The following is an 18,542-nucleotide window of genomic DNA, read 5'->3' on the forward strand; positions in this document are numbered from 1 at the left end:
CCTTGACGGCCCCGTCCGCGGTGGCCTGCCCGGTGGAGCCGCCGGCGGTGGTCCCGAACCAGACCAGGGTGCCCGCGGCAGCCGCGGCCACGGCGGTACCCACCAGTCTCTTCAGCTGCATGGTGTTCCTCACTCCTCGACATTTCCGAGTTGACGGCGAACGTGGAGGAGCACCGTTCGGTGTTCACGCAAGCCCCCCCACTTGCGCCTGAAAACTTACTCGAAGGCGTTCGTGGAACGGGGAGTTGAATGACCGAGATCTTCACTTCCTGCGCGGAAACCGATCAGAATCAGCCAAGTCGAGACTGGAAGGTGCCGTCGTCGGCTACGTCAACCGCCCACGTCAACCGCCCGCGTTCTGCACGCGCGTTCGTGGGAGACCGCGCATCCACGCGGGCCGTGGACGCGTCTACGTCGTCATGGACCCTGTTGACCTGCGCAAGCCACCCGCGCGTCAGGAACCGCCCGAGGGGTGTCTGGTCGTCGCGATCCGTATGCCGGTCCGCGTCGCCGTGCTGGTGCTGGTGCTGCCGGTGCGGATGGCGTGGGACGCGCTCGCCGCCGCCGGGCGGTTCGTCACGCGCACGGTGCTCCGGCCGGCGGGGCGGGCCCTCGTGTGGCTGGCCGGGGTACTGCTCGTCCGGCCGGCCGTCGTCCTCTGGCGGTACGGCGTACTGCCCCTGTGCCGGGCCCTCGCATGGCTGGGACGGGTGCTGCTGGTGGTGCCGGTCGTCCTCCTGTACCGCTCCGTCCTCGCCCCGGTCGGCCACGCCCTCGCCCTGCTCGCGAGCCGAGCGGCCGCGGCACTCGCCTGGCTGTACGCGCGCGTGCTCACCCCGTTCGGGCACGCCGCGCTGCGGCTGCTGCGGGGCACCGCGTCCGCCCTCAGGACCGTCGCACTCGGGGCCTGCACCGCCGTGGCCTGGCTGGTGCGGTATGCGGTTGTCGTGCCGGTGGCCTGGCTGGTGCGGTACGTGGTCGTCGTGCCCGTGGTCTGGCTCGTGCGGCATCTCGTCGTCGCCCCCGCGCGGTGGCTGTACGCCAGGATCCTCACCCCCGTCGGACGCGCCGCCGGCCGGCTCGCGGGGCTGTTGCTCGCCGGCGTGGGCCTGGGGCTGTACTGGTCCGGCCGGGTACTGCTCGTGCTGCCCGCGTCGGCGCTGTGGCGATGGGTCCTCGTGCCCCTCGGGCGGCTTCTCGCCCTCCTCGCGAGGGAGGTCGCGGAGGCCCTCGGGCACGCCTGGCGGATGGCGGGACGGATCTCGGTCGCCGTCGGACGGTTCCTCGGGACGCTCTTCCGGTTGGTCTTCGTCGAGCCGGTGCGCTGGGTCCACCGCACGGTCCTCACGCCCGTGGGACACCTGCTGCGCGACGCCGTCCTGCGGCCTGCGGCCGAGGCCGCCCGCGCCGCCGGCAGGGCCGGCCGCCAGGCCGTCGCCGCCGCCCGCGAGACCGTACGGCAGGTGCGCGCCGACGTACGCCGGGCCCTGTTCGGGAGGCCCCCGGAGAGGGAAGCGGTGGGCGGGCGGGAACCTCAGCCCTCCGGGGCACGTACTCTTGGTAGAAGTACCACCGCTCTCACGAAGGACTAGGACACTGGGCAAGCGACAGCCCGAAGGCCCGCCGCCCGCACCCGCGGTGCAGCGCATCCGACTGCGCTACACCAAGCGCGGCCGCCTCCGGTTCACCAGCCACCGTGACTTCCAGCGCGCCTTCGAGCGTGCGCTGCGCCGCGCCGAGGTGCCGATGGCGTACTCGGCGGGGTTCACGCCGCACCCCAAGGTGTCGTACGCCAATGCCGCACCCACCGGCACGGGCAGTGAGGCGGAGTATCTGGAGATCGCGCTCACCGAGGCCCGGGACCCGGAAGGTCTGCGGGTCCTTCTCGACGAGTCGCTGCCCGCCGGGCTCGACGTCGTCGAGGCGGTGGAGGCGCGGACCTCCGGACTCGCCGACCGGCTGGCGGCCTCGGTGTGGGAGCTGCGACTGGCCGGGGTCGACCCCCTCGACGCCGAGCGCGCGGTGACCGCCTTCAACACGGCCGACACCGTCGAGGTGCAGCGCCGCACCAAGAACGGCGTGCGCACCTTCGACGCACGCGCCGCCGTCGTCACGCTGGAAACACGAGAAACAACGGAAACGCACAGTTCGCCGGCTGATAGGCCCAGCGACCAGCCCTGTGCGATACTGCGGCTGGTTGTTCGGCACGTGACGCCTGCCGTACGACCCGACGACGTCCTGTCCGGTCTCCGCGCCGTGGCCGACCTGGCGCCGCCGGTCCCCGCAGCGGTGACCAGGCTGGCGCAGGGGCTGCTCGATGAAGAGACCGGCACGGTGACCGACCCGCTCGCGCCCGACCGCGAGGCTGCGACGGCCCTACCCACGGCCGCTTCCGCCGCCGCCGCGACGGCGCCGGCGTAAGGAAGGTCCCGCGAAGGGACGGACGTCGTAGCGCCGCCCTCGTACTCGGGAGCCACCTGGGTCGGGCAGCGCACCGACCAGAAGACTTTCGCCAGGCCGTGCGCATTCGGCGTACGGAACCGGCGAGACAGGACACAGAGAGCTCCCGTGCGGCGCCCGCGCCCCGGACGGCGGCACCGCGCATCGCGCGAGCCGCGGACGTCAACGGCGGACGATCCTCATGATCGACGCCGGACCAGGCGCGGCGCCCGGGAGCCTGACGGGAGAAACGCCCGCATGCTCGAACCGATCGAACCCACTCAGGGTTCCGAAACCACCACCCCCAGCGACACCCTGCCGCCGCGTCGTCGGCGCCGGGCCGCTTCCCGCCCCGCCGGTCCGCCGGTCGCCGCCTCCGAGATGACCGAGGACGTCACCGCTTCGGCCATACCGGCCGAGGAGGACACCGCCGAGGAGCAGACCGGGGTGCAGACGCCCGAGGCCGAGGACACCGAGGCGCAGGACACCGAGGCGCAGGACACCGAGGCGCAGGACACCGAGGCGCAGGACACCGAGGCGCAGGACACCGAGGCGCAGGACGCCGAGGATGCCGCGCCGCGTCGTACGCGTCGTCGGGCCACGCGCCGTGCCTCCGCGCCCGCCGGCACCCCGGCGTCCGCTGGTAGCGCCGAGACCGCGGAGACCGTCGTACCGGCCGCCGCCGAACCCGCCGCCGAGATGCCGGAGCCCCAGGAGACCGCGCAGCCCGTGGCCGAGGAGGCCGGAGGGGCCGAGGAGGCCGCGCCGCGTCGTACGCGTCGTCGGGCCACGCGCCGCGCCTCCGCGCCCGCCGGCACCCCGGCGTCCGCCGAGGCCGCCGAGAGCGTTCTGCCCGCGGCCTCCGCGCCCAGCCAGGCCGAGGAGGCCGCCGTGACCGAGACACCGTCCGACCGAGCCACCGCCGAGACGGCCGCCGCGCCCGCCGCCGAGGCCGCGCCCGCCGGCCGTACCCGCCGTCGGGCCACCCGCCGCGCCTCCGCGCCCGCCGCTGCCCCCCAGCAGACCGAGGCCCCAGGCACCACCGAGGCTCCCGAGGTTCCTGCGGCCGCCGAGGCCGCGGAGCCCGCCGAGGCGCAGACCGCCGCCGCCGAGGAGGCCGCGCCCAGGACCCGTACGCGCCGACGCGCCACCCGCAAGGCGACCGCTCCCGCCGGGGCGGCCGAGGGCGCGGAAGCCGGTACCCCCACGGGCCGGGCCGTCGCCGCGGAGGCCGCCGAGACCCCGGCCGCCGAGCTGACCGGCGAGGTGCTGCCCGCCGCCGGGACGGCCGCCCAGGCCACCACCGGCGAGGAGCGCCCCGCGGAGAAGGCCCCGGAGGGGAAGACCGCTGCGGAGGAGCCCGCGGAGGAGCCCGCCGAGGCGGCCGCTCCCCGGCGCGGCCGTCGCCGGGTCGTGCGCAAGACCGCCGGTGGGCTGTTCGCCGAGCCGGCCGCGACGCAGAGCACCGAGGGTGCCGAAGCCGAGGCGCCGCGCCGCCCGGCGCGGCCCGCGGTGGCCGTGTTCCAGCCGCCGGTGTTCGCCGAGCCCAGGTTCCAGACGCCGGAACGGGCCGCCGCCGAGGCCGCCGCCGCGGAGTCGGAGAGCGGGACCGCCGAGGCCGAGGAGGCCGCCGAGGAGCCGACCGGGTCGCGGCGCCGGCGCCGCCGCCGCGGTGCCACCGCGGGCGAGGAGACCACGGCGCCCACCTTCCAGACGCCCGAGAACGCGGAGTCCACCGAGGCCGCCGCCGAGCCCGCCGCGGAGGAGACGGCCGAGGACGCCGAGGACCTCGTCGAGGGTGAGGAGACCGAGGACGGCGAGGAGACCGGCTCGCGCCGCCGGCGCCGCCGGGGCGGTCGCCGACGCCGCCGGGGCGAGGCCGCCGAGGGCGAGGGCGGGGACGCCGAGGCCGAGGAGCTCGCCACCGAGCAGGCCGCGCAGGACACCGAGGACACCGCCGAGCAGGAGGAAGAGGACGCCGAGGAGGGCGGTGCCGAGGGCTCCGGCTCCAGCGCCGGCACCCGCCGTCGTCGCCGTCGCCGCCGTCGGGCCGGTGACACGTCCGTGGACACCGAGCCGTCCGCCGACGACCCCGAGCGCACCGTCGTCAAGGTCCGCGAGCCCCGCAAGGCGGCCGAGCCGTCCGACGAGGTGCAGTCCATCAAGGGCTCCACGCGTCTGGAGGCGAAGAAGCAGCGCCGCCGGGAGGGCCGCGAGCAGGGCCGCCGCCGCGTGCCCATCATCACCGAGGCCGAGTTCCTGGCCCGGCGCGAGGCCGTCGAGCGGGTCATGGTCGTCCGCCAGCACGGCGACCGTACGCAGATCGGCGTGCTGGAGGACGGTGTGCTCGTCGAGCACTACGTCAACAAGGAGCAGTCGACGTCGTACGTCGGCAACGTCTACCTGGGCAAGGTGCAGAACGTGCTGCCGTCGATGGAGGCCGCCTTCATCGACATCGGCAAGGGCCGCAACGCCGTGCTGTACGCCGGTGAGGTCAACTTCGAGGCGCTGGGCATGGCCAACGGGCCGCGCCGCATCGAGTCCGCCCTGAAGTCCGGCCAGTCGGTCCTGGTGCAGGTCACCAAGGACCCGATCGGCCACAAGGGCGCGCGTCTGACCAGCCAGGTCTCCCTGCCGGGCCGTTACCTGGTGTACGTCCCCGAGGGGTCGATGACCGGCATCAGCCGCAAGCTGCCCGACACCGAGCGGGCACGGCTGAAGACCATCCTCAAGAAGATCGTCCCCGAGGACGCGGGCGTCATCGTGCGTACCGCCGCCGAGGGCGCGAGCGAGGAGGAGCTGCGCCGGGACGTCGAGCGGCTGCAGGCGCAGTGGGAGGAGATCCGCAAGAAGGCGAAGGGCGGCGGCTCGAGCGCGCCGTCCCTGCTGTACGGCGAGCCGGACATGACGGTCCGGGTCGTGCGGGACATCTTCAACGAGGACTTCTCCAAGGTCATCGTCAGCGGTGACGAGGCCTGGGGGACCATCCACGGCTATGTGTCGCACGTCGCCCCGGACCTCGCCGGGCGGCTGTCGAAGTGGACCTCCGAGGTCGACGCCTTCGCCACCTACCGGATCGACGAGCAGCTCGCCAAGGCGCTGGACCGCAAGGTCTGGCTGCCCAGCGGCGGTTCGCTGGTGATCGACCGGACCGAGGCGATGGTCGTCATCGACGTCAACACCGGCAAGTTCACCGGCCAGGGCGGCAACCTGGAGGAGACGGTCACCAGGAACAACCTGGAGGCGGCGGAGGAGATCGTGCGCCAGCTGCGGCTGCGCGACCTCGGCGGCATCATCGTGATCGACTTCATCGACATGGTGCTGGAGTCCAACCGGGACCTCGTGCTGCGCCGGCTGCTGGAGTGCCTGGGCCGCGACCGCACCAAGCACCAGGTCGCCGAGGTGACCTCGCTCGGCCTGGTCCAGATGACCCGCAAGCGGGTCGGCCAGGGCCTGCTGGAGTCCTTCTCCGAGACCTGCGTCCACTGCAACGGGCGCGGCGTCATCGTCCACCTCGACCAGCCGTCGGCGACCGGCGGCAAGCGCAAGAAGCGCGGTCGCGGCGGTGAGCACGTCCACGAGCACGACGCCGTCGTGGAGGTCCCGGAGACCGCCGAGAGCGCCGTGTCCGCAGAGCCGGCCGTGACCGCGGAGGAGGAGGCCGAGCGCGAGGCCGAGACCGCCGCGGTGGCGGAGCCGGTCGCGCTGCCCTCGCCGGACTTCGCGCCGGACGAGGAGCTGTACAGCAGCGTCGCCGAGGCCGAGGCCGCGGCCGGCCGGGGCCGTACCCGGCGCCGGGCGAGCCGCCGCGCGTCGGCACCGGCGGGCGCGCCGAGGTCGAAGCGGGCTGAGGCGCCGGCCGAGACACCGCGCGGGACCGAGACACCGCGCGAGACCGAGGCAGTGGCCGAGCCGGCCGCCCCCGCGCCCACCGCGCAGGACGTCACCGCCGAGGCGGAGGCGGCGCTTCCGGTGCAGCCCGCCGAGGCCGCCGCCGCGCACGCCGAGCCGGCCGCCGTGGAGGACCCGGTCGTCGAGGCCGCGCCCGCCGAGGAGGCCGCGCCCAAGGGCCGTACGCGTCGTCGGGCCACCCGCAAGGCGTCCGCGCCGGCCGGTTCGCCGGCGGGTGCGGAGGCGGCCGTGGTGACCGTCGCCGAGCCGGCCGCCGGTGAGCCGGCCGCGGTGCCCGCCGAGGGGTCCGCCGAGCAGGTGGAGGTCCCGGCCGGGGCTGCCGCGGGGGAGGCCGAGCCGGTCGCCGCCGAGAGCGCCGCGCCCGCCCGCCCGCGTCGTCGCGCCGTCCGCAAGACCATCGCGCCGACCGCGTCCGAGGAGGCGGCCGTCGTGGTCGTCCCGGCGGCTGAGGAGCCGGCCGAGTCGGCCGCGGCCCCGGAGGCCGCCGGTACGGCCGAGTCCGCAGAGTCCGCAGAGTCCGCCGAGTCCGCCGAGGAGGTCGCTCCGGCGGCCAAGAAGACGGCGCGCAAGGCCGCCAAGAAGGCCACGGCGAAGAAGGCCGCCACCAAGAAGACGGCGGCCAAGAAGACCGCGGCGAAGAAGACGGCCGCCAAGAAGACGACGGCGAAGAAGGCCGCCAAGACGGTCACGAAGAAGACCGCGGCGGCCCAGCAGAGCACGTCGTCGGCGTCGGCCCCGGCCGACGAGAGCTGAGCGGCGCGGGGCGCCGGTCCGGCAGGGCCGGCGCCCCGTCCGCGCGCTCGCGCCGCGTGGGGCCGACGTGACCGGCCGCACACCGGCGGGGCCCGCCCCGGTTTGACCCCTTCGGCAGCGGACCCGTAACCTTGACCGTCGGCGTGTCGAATGACCACGCCACATCCCCGTAAACCTCTTCCTCCCGGGCCTTCGGTGGCCGGGAGAGGCCGCCCGCTGTCGTGGACGGCTGGCCTTCGGGGGTGCCGTTTTCCGAGCGAAAGAGAGATCCGCGTGTACGCCATCGTGCGCAGCGGTGGTCGCCAGCACAAGGTTGCTGTCGGCGACATCGTTGAGGTTGACAAGATTTCCACCGCCAAGGTTGGCGACACGGTCGAGCTCTCGACCCTGCTCGTTGTCGACGGCGACTCCGTGACCAGCGACCCGTGGGTGCTGGCCGGCATCAAGGTCCAGGCCGAGGTCGTGGACCACCACAAGGGCCAGAAGATCGACATTCTGCGCTACAAGAACAAGACCGGCTACCGCCGTCGTCAGGGCCACCGCCAGCAGTACACGGCGATCAAGGTCACCGCGATCCCCGCGGCTGCGAAGTAAGGACTGAGGAGAGATGGCACACAAGAAGGGCGCATCGTCCACCCGGAACGGTCGCGACTCCAACGCCCAGCGGCTCGGCGTGAAGCGCTTCGGCGGTCAGGTCGTCAACGCGGGTGAGATCCTGGTTCGTCAGCGCGGCACCCACTTCCACCCGGGCGCCGGTGTCGGCCGTGGTGGCGACGACACGCTGTTCGCGCTGCAGGCCGGTTCGGTGCAGTTCGGCACCCACCGTGGCCGCAAGGTCGTGAACATCGTTCCGGTCGCCTGACACCAGGCACAGACCGAACGCTTCGCGAGGCGGACCTCACTTCCCGGTCGGGAAGGCGGGTCCGCCTTTCGCGTGTTACTACGAAGACATCCCGTGCGTTCGACGACATCCCGTACGTCCGACGGCACACCGTACGTTTCTGGAGGCACCGAACCATGACCACCTTCGTGGACCGCGTCGAGCTGCACATCGCCGCGGGTAACGGAGGTCACGGCTGTGCCTCCGTCCACCGCGAGAAGTTCAAGCCGCTCGGCGGGCCCGACGGCGGCAACGGCGGGCGCGGCGGCGATGTGATCCTCACCGTCGACCAGTCCGTGACCACGCTGCTCGACTACCACCACTCCCCGCACCGCAAGGCCACGAACGGCAAGCCGGGCGAGGGCGGCAACCGCTCCGGCAAGGACGGCCAGGACCTGGTGCTGCCCGTGCCGGACGGCACCGTCGTCCTGGACAAGGCGGGCAACGTCCTCGCCGACCTGGTCGGGCACGGCACGTCCTTCATCGCCGCCCAGGGCGGCCGGGGCGGCCTCGGCAACGCGGCCCTCGCCAGCGCCCGCCGCAAGGCGCCCGGCTTCGCGCTGCTGGGCGAGCCCGGCGACCTGCGCGACATCGTGCTGGAGCTGAAGACCGTCGCCGACGTGGCGCTGGTGGGCTACCCGAGCGCCGGCAAGTCCTCGCTGATCTCCGTGCTGAGCGCGGCCAAGCCGAAGATCGCCGACTACCCGTTCACCACCCTGGTGCCCAACCTCGGCGTGGTGACCGCGGGTTCGACCGTCTACACCATCGCCGACGTGCCCGGTCTCATCCCCGGCGCCAGCCAGGGCAAGGGCCTCGGCCTGGAGTTCCTGCGCCACGTCGAGCGGTGCAGCGTCCTGGTGCACGTCCTCGACACGGCGACCCTGGAGTCCGACCGTGACCCCGTCTCCGACCTCGACGTCATCGAGGAGGAGCTCACGCAGTACGGCGGTCTCGACAACCGGCCGCGGGTCGTCGTCCTCAACAAGATCGACGTACCCGACGGCCTGGACCTCGCCGAGATGGTGCGGCCGGACCTGGAGGCGCGCGGCTACCGCGTCTTCGAGGTGTCCGCGGTCGCCCACAAGGGGCTGAAGGAGCTGTCGTTCGCGCTGGCCGACCTGGTGGCCAGGGCGCGGGCCGCCCGGCCGAAGGAGGAGGCGACCCGGATCGTCATCCGGCCCAAGGCCGTGGACGACGCGGGCTTCACCGTCAGCCGCGAGGACGACGGCCTGTTCCGGGTGCGGGGCGAGAAGCCCGAGCGCTGGGTGCGGCAGACCGACTTCAACAACGACGAGGCCGTGGGATACCTCGCCGACCGCCTCAACCGCCTCGGCGTCGAGGAGGAGTTGATGAAGGCGGGTGCCCGGGCCGGTGACGGCGTCGCCATCGGTCCCGAGGAGAACGCCGTCGTCTTCGACTGGGAGCCCTCCGTCATGTCCGGCGCCGAGATGCTCGGGCGCCGCGGCGAGGACCACCGCTTCGAGGCACCCCGCCCCGCGGCCCAGCGCCGCCGGGACCGGCAGGCGGAGCGGGACGACGCGGACCAGGACTACGACGACTTCGAGCCGTTCTAGGGACTCGTACTCCGCGTCGCCGCCCGGGAGGCGGCCGCAGGCCTTCGGGAAGCGGCGCGGGACTGCTGTAACGGACGAGGACCGGTCCCCGGTGGCGGGGGCCGGTCCTCGTCCGTTCGTGTCGGGTGTTCAGCGCTCCAGGAACGCGAACAGCTCCTCCCAGCGGTCCGTGATCTCCGAGGCCGAGAAGCGCTGGACGTTCTTGTGGGCCTTGTCCCCCATGGCGTCGCGCAGTTCGCCGTCGGCCATCAGCCGGCCCAGCGAGCGCGCCAGCTCGGAGGTGTTGCCGGGACGGGCCAGGAAGCCGTCCTCCTCGTGCCGGACGATCTCGCGGACGCCGGGGGCACAGTCGAAGGCCACGCACGGCAGCGCGCAGGACATCGCCTCCAGGAGCGCCAGCGGGAAGCCCTCACCGCGCGAGGACATCACGAAGAGGGACGCCCCGTGCAGGGCCCCCATGACGTCGGAGGTCTGGCCGGCCCACTCCACGGAGTCGTCGAGGCCCAGCTCGGTGCACTGTTCCCTGAGCTTGCCCTCGTCCGGCCCGGAACCGTAGATGCGCAGGCGCCAGCCGGGATGTTCGGGCGCCACCTCGGCCCAGGTGTCGAGGAGCAGGTCGACGCCCTTCTCGTAGCCGAGGCGGCCGATGCTCACCACGACCTTCTCGGTGCGGGGGGACGGGGTCTCCGCCATCATCGGGATGGGGTTCGGCATGAACCCCACGTTGTTCAGCCCGCGCACCATCCACAGGTCGGCGTCCTCCTGCGTCAGCACGAGCAGCCGGTCGACGTCCTTGTAGTACCGCTGGACGCGGTGGAAGCGCGAAGAGGTGCGGGACGTCTCGTACGCCTCGTGGCTCATGCCGATGACGCGGTGGCCGGCGGTGTCGGCGACGGCGACCCATTCCATGGCCCACACCTGGGTCACGATGATCATGGCGCCCGGACGTGCGGCGCGGAAGATCCCCGACAGGCGTTCCGCGGCCTGCCGCATCTCCGCCTCGCGCGCGGCCTCGCGGCGCCGGGCGGCCAGGTTGGCGCGGTCGGGCAGCGTGCGGGCCTGCCAGCGGCCCGGCGGGCGCACGTCGTACAGGGTCACCGTCTCGAACGGCGGGTTCTCGCCGAGATCCAGGGGCGTCTCGGTCGGGGCGATGCCCACGATGGTGACGCGGTGTCCCCGCTCGGCGAAGAGCCGGGCCATGAACGTCTGCCAGCGGGCCACACCGCCGAGTTCGTTGACCTCGTTGGCCACGAAGATGATGTCGCGCTGTGTCATCGGGCTTCTCCCCGGGTGCCGAAGAAGCGGTCGACGATCCGGGCGGCGGCGTCGCCCCGGTCGTACTCGCCGTACTGCGTCATGAACTCCTTGAGCCGTCCTTCGTAGCCGGAGGCGAGAGCGCCGAGGTCGGACAGCGCCTCGAAGAGGTCCTCCGTCGTCCTGACCACCGGTCCCGGCGCCTGCTCGGACAGGTCGAAGTAGGTGCCGCGGCTGCTTCCCACGTAGTCGTCCCAGTCGTAGGTGTAGAACAGCATGGGCCGCTGGAGGAGCGAGTAGTCGAACATGACCGAGGAGTAGTCGGTGATCAGCGCGTCGGACAGCAGCAGCAACGGCGTGATGTCGGGCTCCGCGCTGACGTTGACGACGCGTCCGGCGACCGACGGCGGAAGCGACACGCTGTTGAGGTAGTGGGTGCGGATCAGCAGGGTGAAGCGGTCGCCGAAGCGGTCCGCGAACTCCTCCACGTCGAACGGGAACTCGAACTTGCGCACCGCGCCGTTCGCCTGGGCCCGGAACGTCGGCGCGTAGAGCACCACCGGCAGGTCGCGGCGCAGTCCGAGTCGCTCGGCCAGTTCCTCGGTGGCCGCGGGCAGCGAGCCGGACTCGCGCGCCTGCACCAGCGCGTCGTTGCGGGGATAGCCCGTGCGCAGGAGCTTCTCCTCCGGGATCCGGAAGGCCCGGGCGAGGGTCCGTTCATCGTGCTCACCGCGCACCACGAAGTGGTCGAAGCGGTCGATCGCCTTCTGGTACTCGCGGCGCTCCGGCTCGGTCATGATCCGGCCCTGCGGCGCGTCGAAGCCCATGCGCTTGAGGGCGGAGCCGTGCCAGGTCTGGATGTAGGTGGTCTCCGGCCGCTTGCGCAGCTTCAGCGGGAAGCCCTGGTTGTCGACCCAGAACTCGGCCTGCGCCAGCGCCCGGAGGTAGCCCCAGGACCAGCGGCGCACCAGCTCGGCGTCCTTCGGGAACCCGGTGGGACGCTCACCGGCGTACGACCAGATGGCCCGGACGGGGAGGTTCCGGCGCCGCAGCTCCTCGTAGACGGCGCGCGGGCTGTCGCTGTACTGCTTGCCGAGGTGGCTCTCGAAGACGACCGTGCCCTTGCGGACGGGCAGCAGGCGGCTCATGCGCTCGTAGGTCTCGAGCTTGCGCGCACCGGAGTTGAGCTCCTTGCGCACCGACACGACCTTGCGCGCGACCTTCTTGGCCATCTGGGCGGGCGGGCTCTGCATGTTGCGCTGCAGGAGCGTCGAGGTGCGCTGGGCGAGCGGGCTGTGCTGGGTCAGCCGGAACGCCAGGTGGCCGCCTGCCGAGGCGTGCGGCTGGATGCGGTCCGCTATGGCGCGGCCCAGCCGCGGCCGGATGCGGATCGCGCCCGTGTTCTCCAGGTCGGTCTGCCCGACGGTGAGCCGGCTCGTGGTGCGCTCCCCGTCGACGGTGAGGTGCAGGCGTACGTCCCACACGTCGTCGACGATGCCCAGGGGCCGCAGCTTGCTCGCCAGGGGCACCGTGGCCTGCCACACGACGGACTCGCCCTGGTGGGTGACCGACGGGACGGGGAACCGGAACGCCTGCAGGCTCTTGCGCCGGGCGCGGAACTCCAGTTCCGCCGTCAGCCGCGCGGACGGGGGGATCACTCCGAGCGGGTTGACCACCGCGCCCGCGAGGGCCAGCCCCCCGGCGTTCTCCTCGTACCGGGTCACGGCGTTGCGCAGGTTCAGCCGCTGGACGGGGGCGTCGTGGTAGCCGAGGTCGGTGACGTCGAGGATGCGGCGGCCCAGCGGGTCGTCGAGGTGCTCGGGGCACCAGAAGACGCGGCCGTCGCGCTCCACCAGCGGGCTGGAGACCTTGTTCTTGTTGATGAGCGTGTCGATGGCCGGCATGAGGTGCTTCCAGTCCTCCTGCAGCAGGAGGTAGGCGCACAACCGGTGAACGGGGGTCAGCCCCTCGTACGCCTCCTCGGGGAAGCCCTGGACGTATCCCCGGGCCATCTCCGCGAAGCGGTGCCGGTAGTCGTCGTCGAGGAAGGGCAGGTCGCGGAGGTACAGGACGAGGTCGTGCTTCAGGAACTTGCGGTCCTTGTGCAGCTTGAGCTCGTCGTGGCCCTGCTCGGCCAGGATGCGGTCGATCCTGCGGTGGATCTCGACGCGGTCGGCGAAGTTGCGGATCTCGTTGCGCCGGTTGCTGATCGACTTCTCCTGGGCCTTCTCGACCACGTTCCAGTGGTAGACCGTGTTCGGGATCAGCGTGATCTTCGACGCGGCGAGGTAGGCCTGGGCGGAGAAGAGCAGGTCCTCGTAGTGGATGCCGCGCGGGAAGACGAGGCCGTTGTCGAGGAGGAACGACCGGCGGTAGCACTTGTTCGTCGACAGGGTGTCGAAGACCAGCAGGTCGGGGATCTCCGTGATGGAGTCGAAGGTGCGGGTCTGCCGGTAGAGCCACTGGTACCACTTGGCGGTCTTGCCCGTGCGGCTGTCGGTGTGCACGCGCAGGCAGAGGCCGGAGACCAGGTCCGCGTCGGTGCGCTCGGCCGCGTCGAGCATGTTGCGGCAGGCGTTGGCCTCGAGCGTGTCGTCGCTGTCGAGGAACATCACGTACCGGCCGCGGGCGATGGCGACGCCCTGGTTGCGCGGCTCGCCGCAGCCACCGCTGTTCTCCTCCAGCTGGATGGCGCGGACCCGGTCGGAGCCGGCCGCCAGTCGCTGCGCGACCTCGAAGGAGCCGTCGGTGGAATGGTCGTCGGCGATGATCACCTCTACGTTGCGCAGAGTCTGGTCGAGGACCGACCGCACCGCGGTGGGGAGGCGTTCGGCGTCGTTGTAGACGATGACGACGACACTGATGTCGGGCGTTTCGTCGTGGGGCTGGGACACTGCGGCGGCTACCTCTGGCTCGACTCGGTGGTGGACGGCTGGGCTGACGCGTCGAGGGCCCGGCCGGGTGGCGGCGCGGGCGTCCGCTCGGCCAACGGCACCACGGGGGGCAGATCCTCGGCGCGTTCGTGGAGGAAGACGCGTCGTACGACCCGTTCGGCTGCGTGTCCGTCGTCGAAATCACAGAAACGTCCGCGGAAGGCGGCGCGGCGCTCCGTCGTCTCCGCGGTGTCGTAGGCCCCGGTGTCCAGCAGCCGGACCAGTTCCGCCTGGGAGGTGGAGACCGCTCCGGGGGACTCCTGCAGCAGGTCGAAGTAGGTGCCGCGGACCGCGGAGTACACGTCCCAGTCGGGGGCGTGGATGATGATCGGGCGGTCCAGCACCGCGTAGTCGAACATCGCCGAGGAGTAGTCCGTGATGAGCGCGTCGGCGGCGAGGTAGAGCTCCTCGACCGGGTGGTGCGCCGAGACGTCGATGATCCGGCCGCTGCGGCGCAGGTCGGCGAGGTGCTGGGACGACGCGCCGTAGAAGTAGTGGCCGCGCACCATCAGGGTCACGTCCGGGCCGAGTTCCTGCGCCATCCGGGCCAGGTCGAGGCCCGGCCGGAAGTTCGGCTGGTACTCGCGGTGGGTCGGCATGTACAGGAACGCGCGCGTGCCGTCGGCCAGCCCGAGGTTCTCCCGCGCCCGGCGTACGTCGTCGGCGGTGGAGGTGACCAGCACGTCGTTGCGCGGGTAGCCGGTCTCCAGGGTGGTGTACGAGCAGGGGTACACCCGCTCCCAGACGGTGGTGGAGAACCGGTTGGCGCTGACGCTGTAGTCCCAGCGGTCGCAGCGCCTGAGGAGCTTGGCGAAGTCCATGTCGGTGGACGCCGGGTACTTGCGCTGGTCCAGGCCCATGGTCTTCAGCGGGGTGCCGTGATGGGTCTGGAGGTGGATCTGCCCCTCGCGCTTGACCACGACGTCCGCGAAGTTCACGTTGTTCACGAGGTACTTGGCGCGGGCCAGCGCGGCCCAGTACTCGCGCGACCCGACGGTCACGAAGTCGACGCCGGCGGGGGCCAGGGCGGCGGCCTCCGGACGCAGCACCCACACGCGGCGGATGTGCGGGGCCAGCCGGGCCAGTTGGGCGTCGATGGCGGCCGGGTTGCAGGAGACGCTGCGGCTCCAGTAGGCGGAGAACACCGCGAGGCCGTCGTCGAGCGGCAGGCGCAGCTGGGACTGGTAGAAGGCGCCCATCGCGCCGCGCTTGGACAGGGTGACGGCCGCGCCGGCCTTCTTCTTGACGCGCTGACGGAACCTCGCGGCGGTCATCGCGCTCGCCCAGGCGGCGTACGCGTCCCGCTCCAGCAGGGCGAACTTCTTGCCCTTGCCGGCGGGCGGCCGGGTGAAGCCCTGCGGCACCCGGGCCCGGTAGTCGGCGGAGGCCCGGTGGAAGAACTCGGCGCGCGCGTCGGCGGGCAGCCGTCCGGGCTTCTCCAGCACGGTCAGGTAGTGGGCGATCATCTTGCGGAACAGCGGCTCGCGCCATTCGTCCAGCTCGGGGTGCGCGTCGAGGAAGTCGAACACACGGCCGTACTGGTCGAAGATGTCGAAGTGCTTGCGGCTGGTGGTCCTGAGGATGTTGCCGCCCTCCCTGCGCTGCCGGTAGAGCACGCCCACGCGGTCGAGCAGGGCGATGCTCTCGGCGCTGATCAGGGAGCAGTACGTCCAGGGAGCGTCCTCGTAGTAGCCGGTGGGGAAGGTGAGGCCGACCCGGTCGACGAAGTCGCGGCGGTACGCCTTGTTCCAGACGATCTGCAACAGATCGAGCAGCTGGGGCCGGTCGGTCAGCCGGACCACGTCCGGGCCGTCGGTGCGCAGCAGGTCGGCGCGGTAGTTGCGCTCGACGCGGCCGTCCCAGTAGGAGCGGGCGTAGTCGTAGACGAGGATCTCGGGGTCCCCGGTGGCGTCGAGGCGCTCGGCGATCGCCGCCAGCGAGCCCTCGGTCATGGTGTCGTCGCTGTCGAGGAACAGGACGTAGTCGCCCTGGGCCCTCTCCAGGCCGGCGTTGCGGGCGTACCCCAGGCCCACGTTCTCCGTGAGATGGATCACCTTCACCCGGGCGTCCCGCCGGGCATAGTCGTCGAGGATGGCCCCTGACCCGTCCGGTGAGCAGTCGTCGACCGCGATGATCTCGAAGTCCGTGTAGTCCTGGTCGAGGACGGAGTCGAGACACTCGGAGAGATAGCCCTGCACCTTGTAGGCAGGGACGATGAGTGAGAGTCGGGGCATCCTTACAACCTGTTCCGAGGGCTGACCGCGAGGGATGGGCGGGCCGGGATGCCCGTCGGCGGCCCGGGATACCGCAGCCCTCAGGGTAAAGGATTCACGTGTTGTTCCCGTGGGTGAGGTGGTGGAGCGCCCGGCGGGCCATGAGATCTCTCTCGCATTCACGGTTTCCCTGTCTTTGACATGGCTTTGGTGGCATACATCCGGTATGCCCGACTCGATTTTCGCGCGCGCAGCGGGAAGTCTGCATCCGTTGACCGTCGATCGAGGAGGCGTGCGGATGAGTTGGCTGGTCACCGGCGGGGCCGGATACATCGGAGCCCATGTGGTGCGCGCTCTGGCCGAGGGCGGCCAGAGCGTCGTCGTCTACGACGACCTGTCGACGGGTACCGCCGAGCGGGTGCCCGAGGGTGTGCCGCTGGTCGTCGGCAGCGTGCTCGACGCCGAGCGGCTCGGGCAGGCGGTCCGCGACCACGCGGTCACCGGAGTCGTGCACATCGCCGCCAAGAAGCAGGTGGGGGAGTCGGTCGAGCAGCCGCTCCACTACTACCGGGAGAACGTCACCGGTCTGCAGACCCTGCTGGAGGTCATGGCGGCGAACGGCGTCGACCGCATCGTCTTCTCCTCCTCCGCCGCCGTCTACGGCATGCCCGACGTCGACCTCGTCACCGAGGACACGCCCTGCCTGCCGATGAGCCCCTACGGCGAGACCAAGCTGGTCGGCGAGTGGCTGATCAAGGCCGCCGCCGCGGCGCACGGGCTGCGGGCCGCCTCCCTGCGGTACTTCAACGTCGCCGGTGCCGCGAGCCCGGAGCTGGCCGACACGGGCGTCTTCAACCTCATCCCCATGGTGTTCGAGCGCCTGGAGGCCGACGAGGCCCCGCGGATCTTCGGCGACGACTACGCCACGCCGGACGGAACCTGCGTGCGCGACTACATCCATGTCGAGGACATCGCCTCCGCCCACCTCGCGGCGGCCCGGCGGCTGGAGGACGCTCCCGCCGGAACCGCCCTCTCGCTCAACATCGGGCGCGGCGAGGGCAGTTCGGTGCGGGAGATGGTGGACCGCATCCTGAAGGTCACCGGCCGTGAGGACCTGGCCCCGACGGTGGTCGAGCGCCGGGCGGGCGACCCCGCACGGGTGGTCGCCGCCGCCGACCGGATCCACCAGGAGCTGGGCTGGTCCGCCCGCTACGACCTGGACGCCATGATCGAGTCCGCCTGGGCGGGCTGGCGGCACTGGCACCGGTGATCCGGTGATCCGGTGACCCGGCGCACCACGGCCGGGTGCGCCGGGAGGCCGGTCAGACGAGCGCCTCCTTGTAGTAGATGCTGGCCCTCTTCCGTGAGTCCGTGTCGGACGTGACGGAGGCGAAGCCGCTGCACAGCCGTACCGCGAGCGGGTCGGCCGGGTCGGGAACCTGGATGGCCATGCCCTCCGGCTCGCGGTACGGCAGCGAGTAGCCCGCCCTGGTCAGCTTCTGCTCGACGACCGCGCCGGTGTTCCAGTCCACGCACGTGATGAACGTGTTGCCGTACGGCGAGACCGAGCCGTCCTTGCCGTACTGCGTGCCGGCCAGCAGGTAGAGGTGGCTGCCGTGGCTCGCGAAGCCCTGGAAGGTGTCCGGGTGGTCGGGCATGAGGTCCGCCGGCTGGGGCACGTCGGCGAGCGGGGTCCGGCCGCCCGCCTTGAAGTCGGCGAGGTCGTAGAGCCGGTACCGGAACGCCCCACCGGTCCGGCAGCGCACGGCGAGCCGGTTGTTCACCGGGTCGGTGGCGACGGTGGTGCGGTCGACGCCGCTCTCCAGCTGGTACTGCGTGACGGCGGGCGAGTCCGCGGTCAGCACCGATCCGTTCTGGAACCTGAAGCGGGCCAGCCGGTCGCCCCACCCCGAATAGGTGCCGTCCGCGTTCTGGGTGCGGACGGAATGCGTCTCGGTCCACAGATAACTGCCGGATGCGGTGGATTCGACACCGATCTGTACGCCATGTCCGAATCCGCGGAGATACATGGTGCCGAGAATCCGTCCGGAGAGGTCAAGGCGGGTCAGGCACAGATCTCCGTTGGCGGTGCGGTCACTGCCCGAATAGGTCCGCGTCTCGCCGGGCAACCGGAGTCCGCCGTCCACCAATTGCACGGTGAAAACATGTCCGGCGGCGTTGTCGAACGCGAAGGACTGCAGGACGCGTGTGCCCGCCAGCGGCACCTCCCGCAGGAGCATCGAGGAGGGCGCCGTGAGGTCGAACCGCTTGCTCGCGGTCACGGAACCCGGCGTGACGTGGTCCTGTGAGTCGCGCCGAGCGCTTTCCGTCCCGCGCGCCACGCCGACGGCGATCGCCGGAACGGCCGCCACGCCGGCGATCGCGCCCGCCGTCCTCAGAAGCTGTCTGCGGTTGAGCATGGTGTTTCGAAGCCCCCTCGGAAAGGAAACGCCGGCGTTCGGCGACGGCGGGTCATTAAAACACCTGGGATTTGTCGGCGACAGCACCGGCTGCGCCGCTGATTTTCATTCAGCCATTCTTGCGGAATCTTTACATCCGGTTGGCTGTGTTGTCGGGACAAGTC

The 18,542-nt window shown here is 71.9% G+C and carries 11 protein-coding genes; 7 read left to right on the plus strand and 4 right to left on the minus strand.

Annotated elements, in window-relative coordinates; translation table 11 throughout:
• Positions 1–419 precede the first annotated feature (419 nt).
• The 6 genes from AC3ET3_RS21270 (at position 420) to obgE (ending at position 9,558) form a co-directional block, all read left to right on the plus strand.
• On the plus strand, positions 420–1,592 hold the full coding sequence (locus AC3ET3_RS21270; RefSeq protein WP_435612657.1) for a hypothetical protein: 1,173 nt from the start codon (positions 420–422) through the stop codon (positions 1,590–1,592).
• A gap of 46 nt (positions 1,593–1,638) precedes the next feature.
• A complete protein-coding gene (locus tag AC3ET3_RS21275) occupies positions 1,639–2,421 on the plus strand; it encodes a TIGR03936 family radical SAM-associated protein (RefSeq protein ID WP_432157149.1) in 783 nt (260 codons plus the stop codon).
• A gap of 276 nt (positions 2,422–2,697) precedes the next feature.
• Positions 2,698–7,104, plus strand: a complete 4,407-nt coding sequence (locus tag AC3ET3_RS21280) for an Rne/Rng family ribonuclease (RefSeq protein ID WP_435612658.1) — start codon at positions 2,698–2,700, stop codon at positions 7,102–7,104.
• A gap of 273 nt (positions 7,105–7,377) precedes the next feature.
• Entirely contained in the window at positions 7,378–7,698 is a 321-nt protein-coding gene (gene rplU / locus AC3ET3_RS21285; RefSeq protein ID WP_412793873.1) for a 50S ribosomal protein L21, read from the plus strand.
• A 13-nt stretch (positions 7,699–7,711) separates the two neighbouring features.
• Positions 7,712–7,966 (plus strand): 50S ribosomal protein L27, encoded by a 255-nt coding sequence (gene rpmA, locus AC3ET3_RS21290; protein WP_010041940.1) that lies wholly within the window; start codon positions 7,712–7,714, stop codon positions 7,964–7,966.
• 155 nt (positions 7,967–8,121) lie between these two features.
• Entirely contained in the window at positions 8,122–9,558 is a 1,437-nt protein-coding gene (gene obgE, locus AC3ET3_RS21295) for a GTPase ObgE (RefSeq protein WP_432137426.1), read from the plus strand.
• A gap of 129 nt (positions 9,559–9,687) precedes the next feature.
• Here the strand turns inward: obgE and AC3ET3_RS21300 are convergent, their stop codons facing one another.
• From AC3ET3_RS21300 to AC3ET3_RS21310, 3 genes are read right to left on the minus strand one after another with little or no spacing between them, the layout of a single operon-like run.
• Entirely contained in the window at positions 9,688–10,833 is a 1,146-nt protein-coding gene (locus AC3ET3_RS21300; RefSeq protein ID WP_432137427.1) for a glycosyltransferase family 4 protein, read from the minus strand.
• On the minus strand, positions 10,830–13,706 hold the full coding sequence (locus tag AC3ET3_RS21305) for a bifunctional glycosyltransferase/CDP-glycerol:glycerophosphate glycerophosphotransferase (RefSeq protein ID WP_432137428.1): 2,877 nt from the start codon (positions 13,704–13,706) through the stop codon (positions 10,830–10,832). The genes AC3ET3_RS21300 and AC3ET3_RS21305 overlap by 4 nt, the downstream gene beginning before the upstream one ends.
• Positions 13,707–13,714: 8 nt before the next feature.
• Positions 13,715–15,979, minus strand: a complete 2,265-nt coding sequence (locus tag AC3ET3_RS21310) for a bifunctional glycosyltransferase/CDP-glycerol:glycerophosphate glycerophosphotransferase (protein WP_432137429.1) — start codon at positions 15,977–15,979, stop codon at positions 13,715–13,717.
• A gap of 277 nt (positions 15,980–16,256) precedes the next feature.
• On the opposite strand from AC3ET3_RS21310, the gene galE reads away from it, so the two are divergent.
• Complete coding sequence (gene galE, locus AC3ET3_RS21315) at positions 16,257–17,228, plus strand: UDP-glucose 4-epimerase GalE (protein ID WP_432157147.1); 972 nt, start codon at positions 16,257–16,259, stop codon at positions 17,226–17,228.
• A 52-nt stretch (positions 17,229–17,280) separates the two neighbouring features.
• On the opposite strand, the gene AC3ET3_RS21320 is transcribed toward galE, so the two are convergent.
• Positions 17,281–18,240: a phage baseplate protein gene (locus AC3ET3_RS21320; RefSeq protein WP_432137431.1), complete on the minus strand. Its 960-nt coding sequence runs from the start codon at positions 18,238–18,240 to the stop codon at positions 17,281–17,283.
• Positions 18,241–18,542: the final 302 nt, after the last annotated feature.

The sequence above is a fragment of the Streptomyces sp. bgisy159 genome (assembly GCF_057707805.1).

What these genes read in the sequence shown, in the direction of transcription:
- AC3ET3_RS21270 (WP_435612657.1), top strand. Translation starts at nt 420, where the DNA reads ATGGACCCTGTTGACCTGCGCAAGCCACCCGCGCGTCAGGAACCGCCC.
- AC3ET3_RS21280 (WP_435612658.1), top strand. Translation starts at nt 2,698, where the DNA reads ATGCTCGAACCGATCGAACCCACTCAGGGTTCCGAAACCACCACCCCC.
- rpmA (WP_010041940.1), top strand. Translation starts at nt 7,712, where the DNA reads ATGGCACACAAGAAGGGCGCATCGTCCACCCGGAACGGTCGCGACTCC.
- obgE (WP_432137426.1), top strand. Translation starts at nt 8,122, where the DNA reads ATGACCACCTTCGTGGACCGCGTCGAGCTGCACATCGCCGCGGGTAAC.
- AC3ET3_RS21300 (WP_432137427.1), bottom strand. Translation starts at nt 10,833, where the DNA reads ATGACACAGCGCGACATCATCTTCGTGGCCAACGAGGTCAACGAACTC.
- AC3ET3_RS21310 (WP_432137429.1), bottom strand. Translation starts at nt 15,979, where the DNA reads ATGCCCCGACTCTCACTCATCGTCCCTGCCTACAAGGTGCAGGGCTAT.
- galE (WP_432157147.1), top strand. Translation starts at nt 16,257, where the DNA reads ATGAGTTGGCTGGTCACCGGCGGGGCCGGATACATCGGAGCCCATGTG.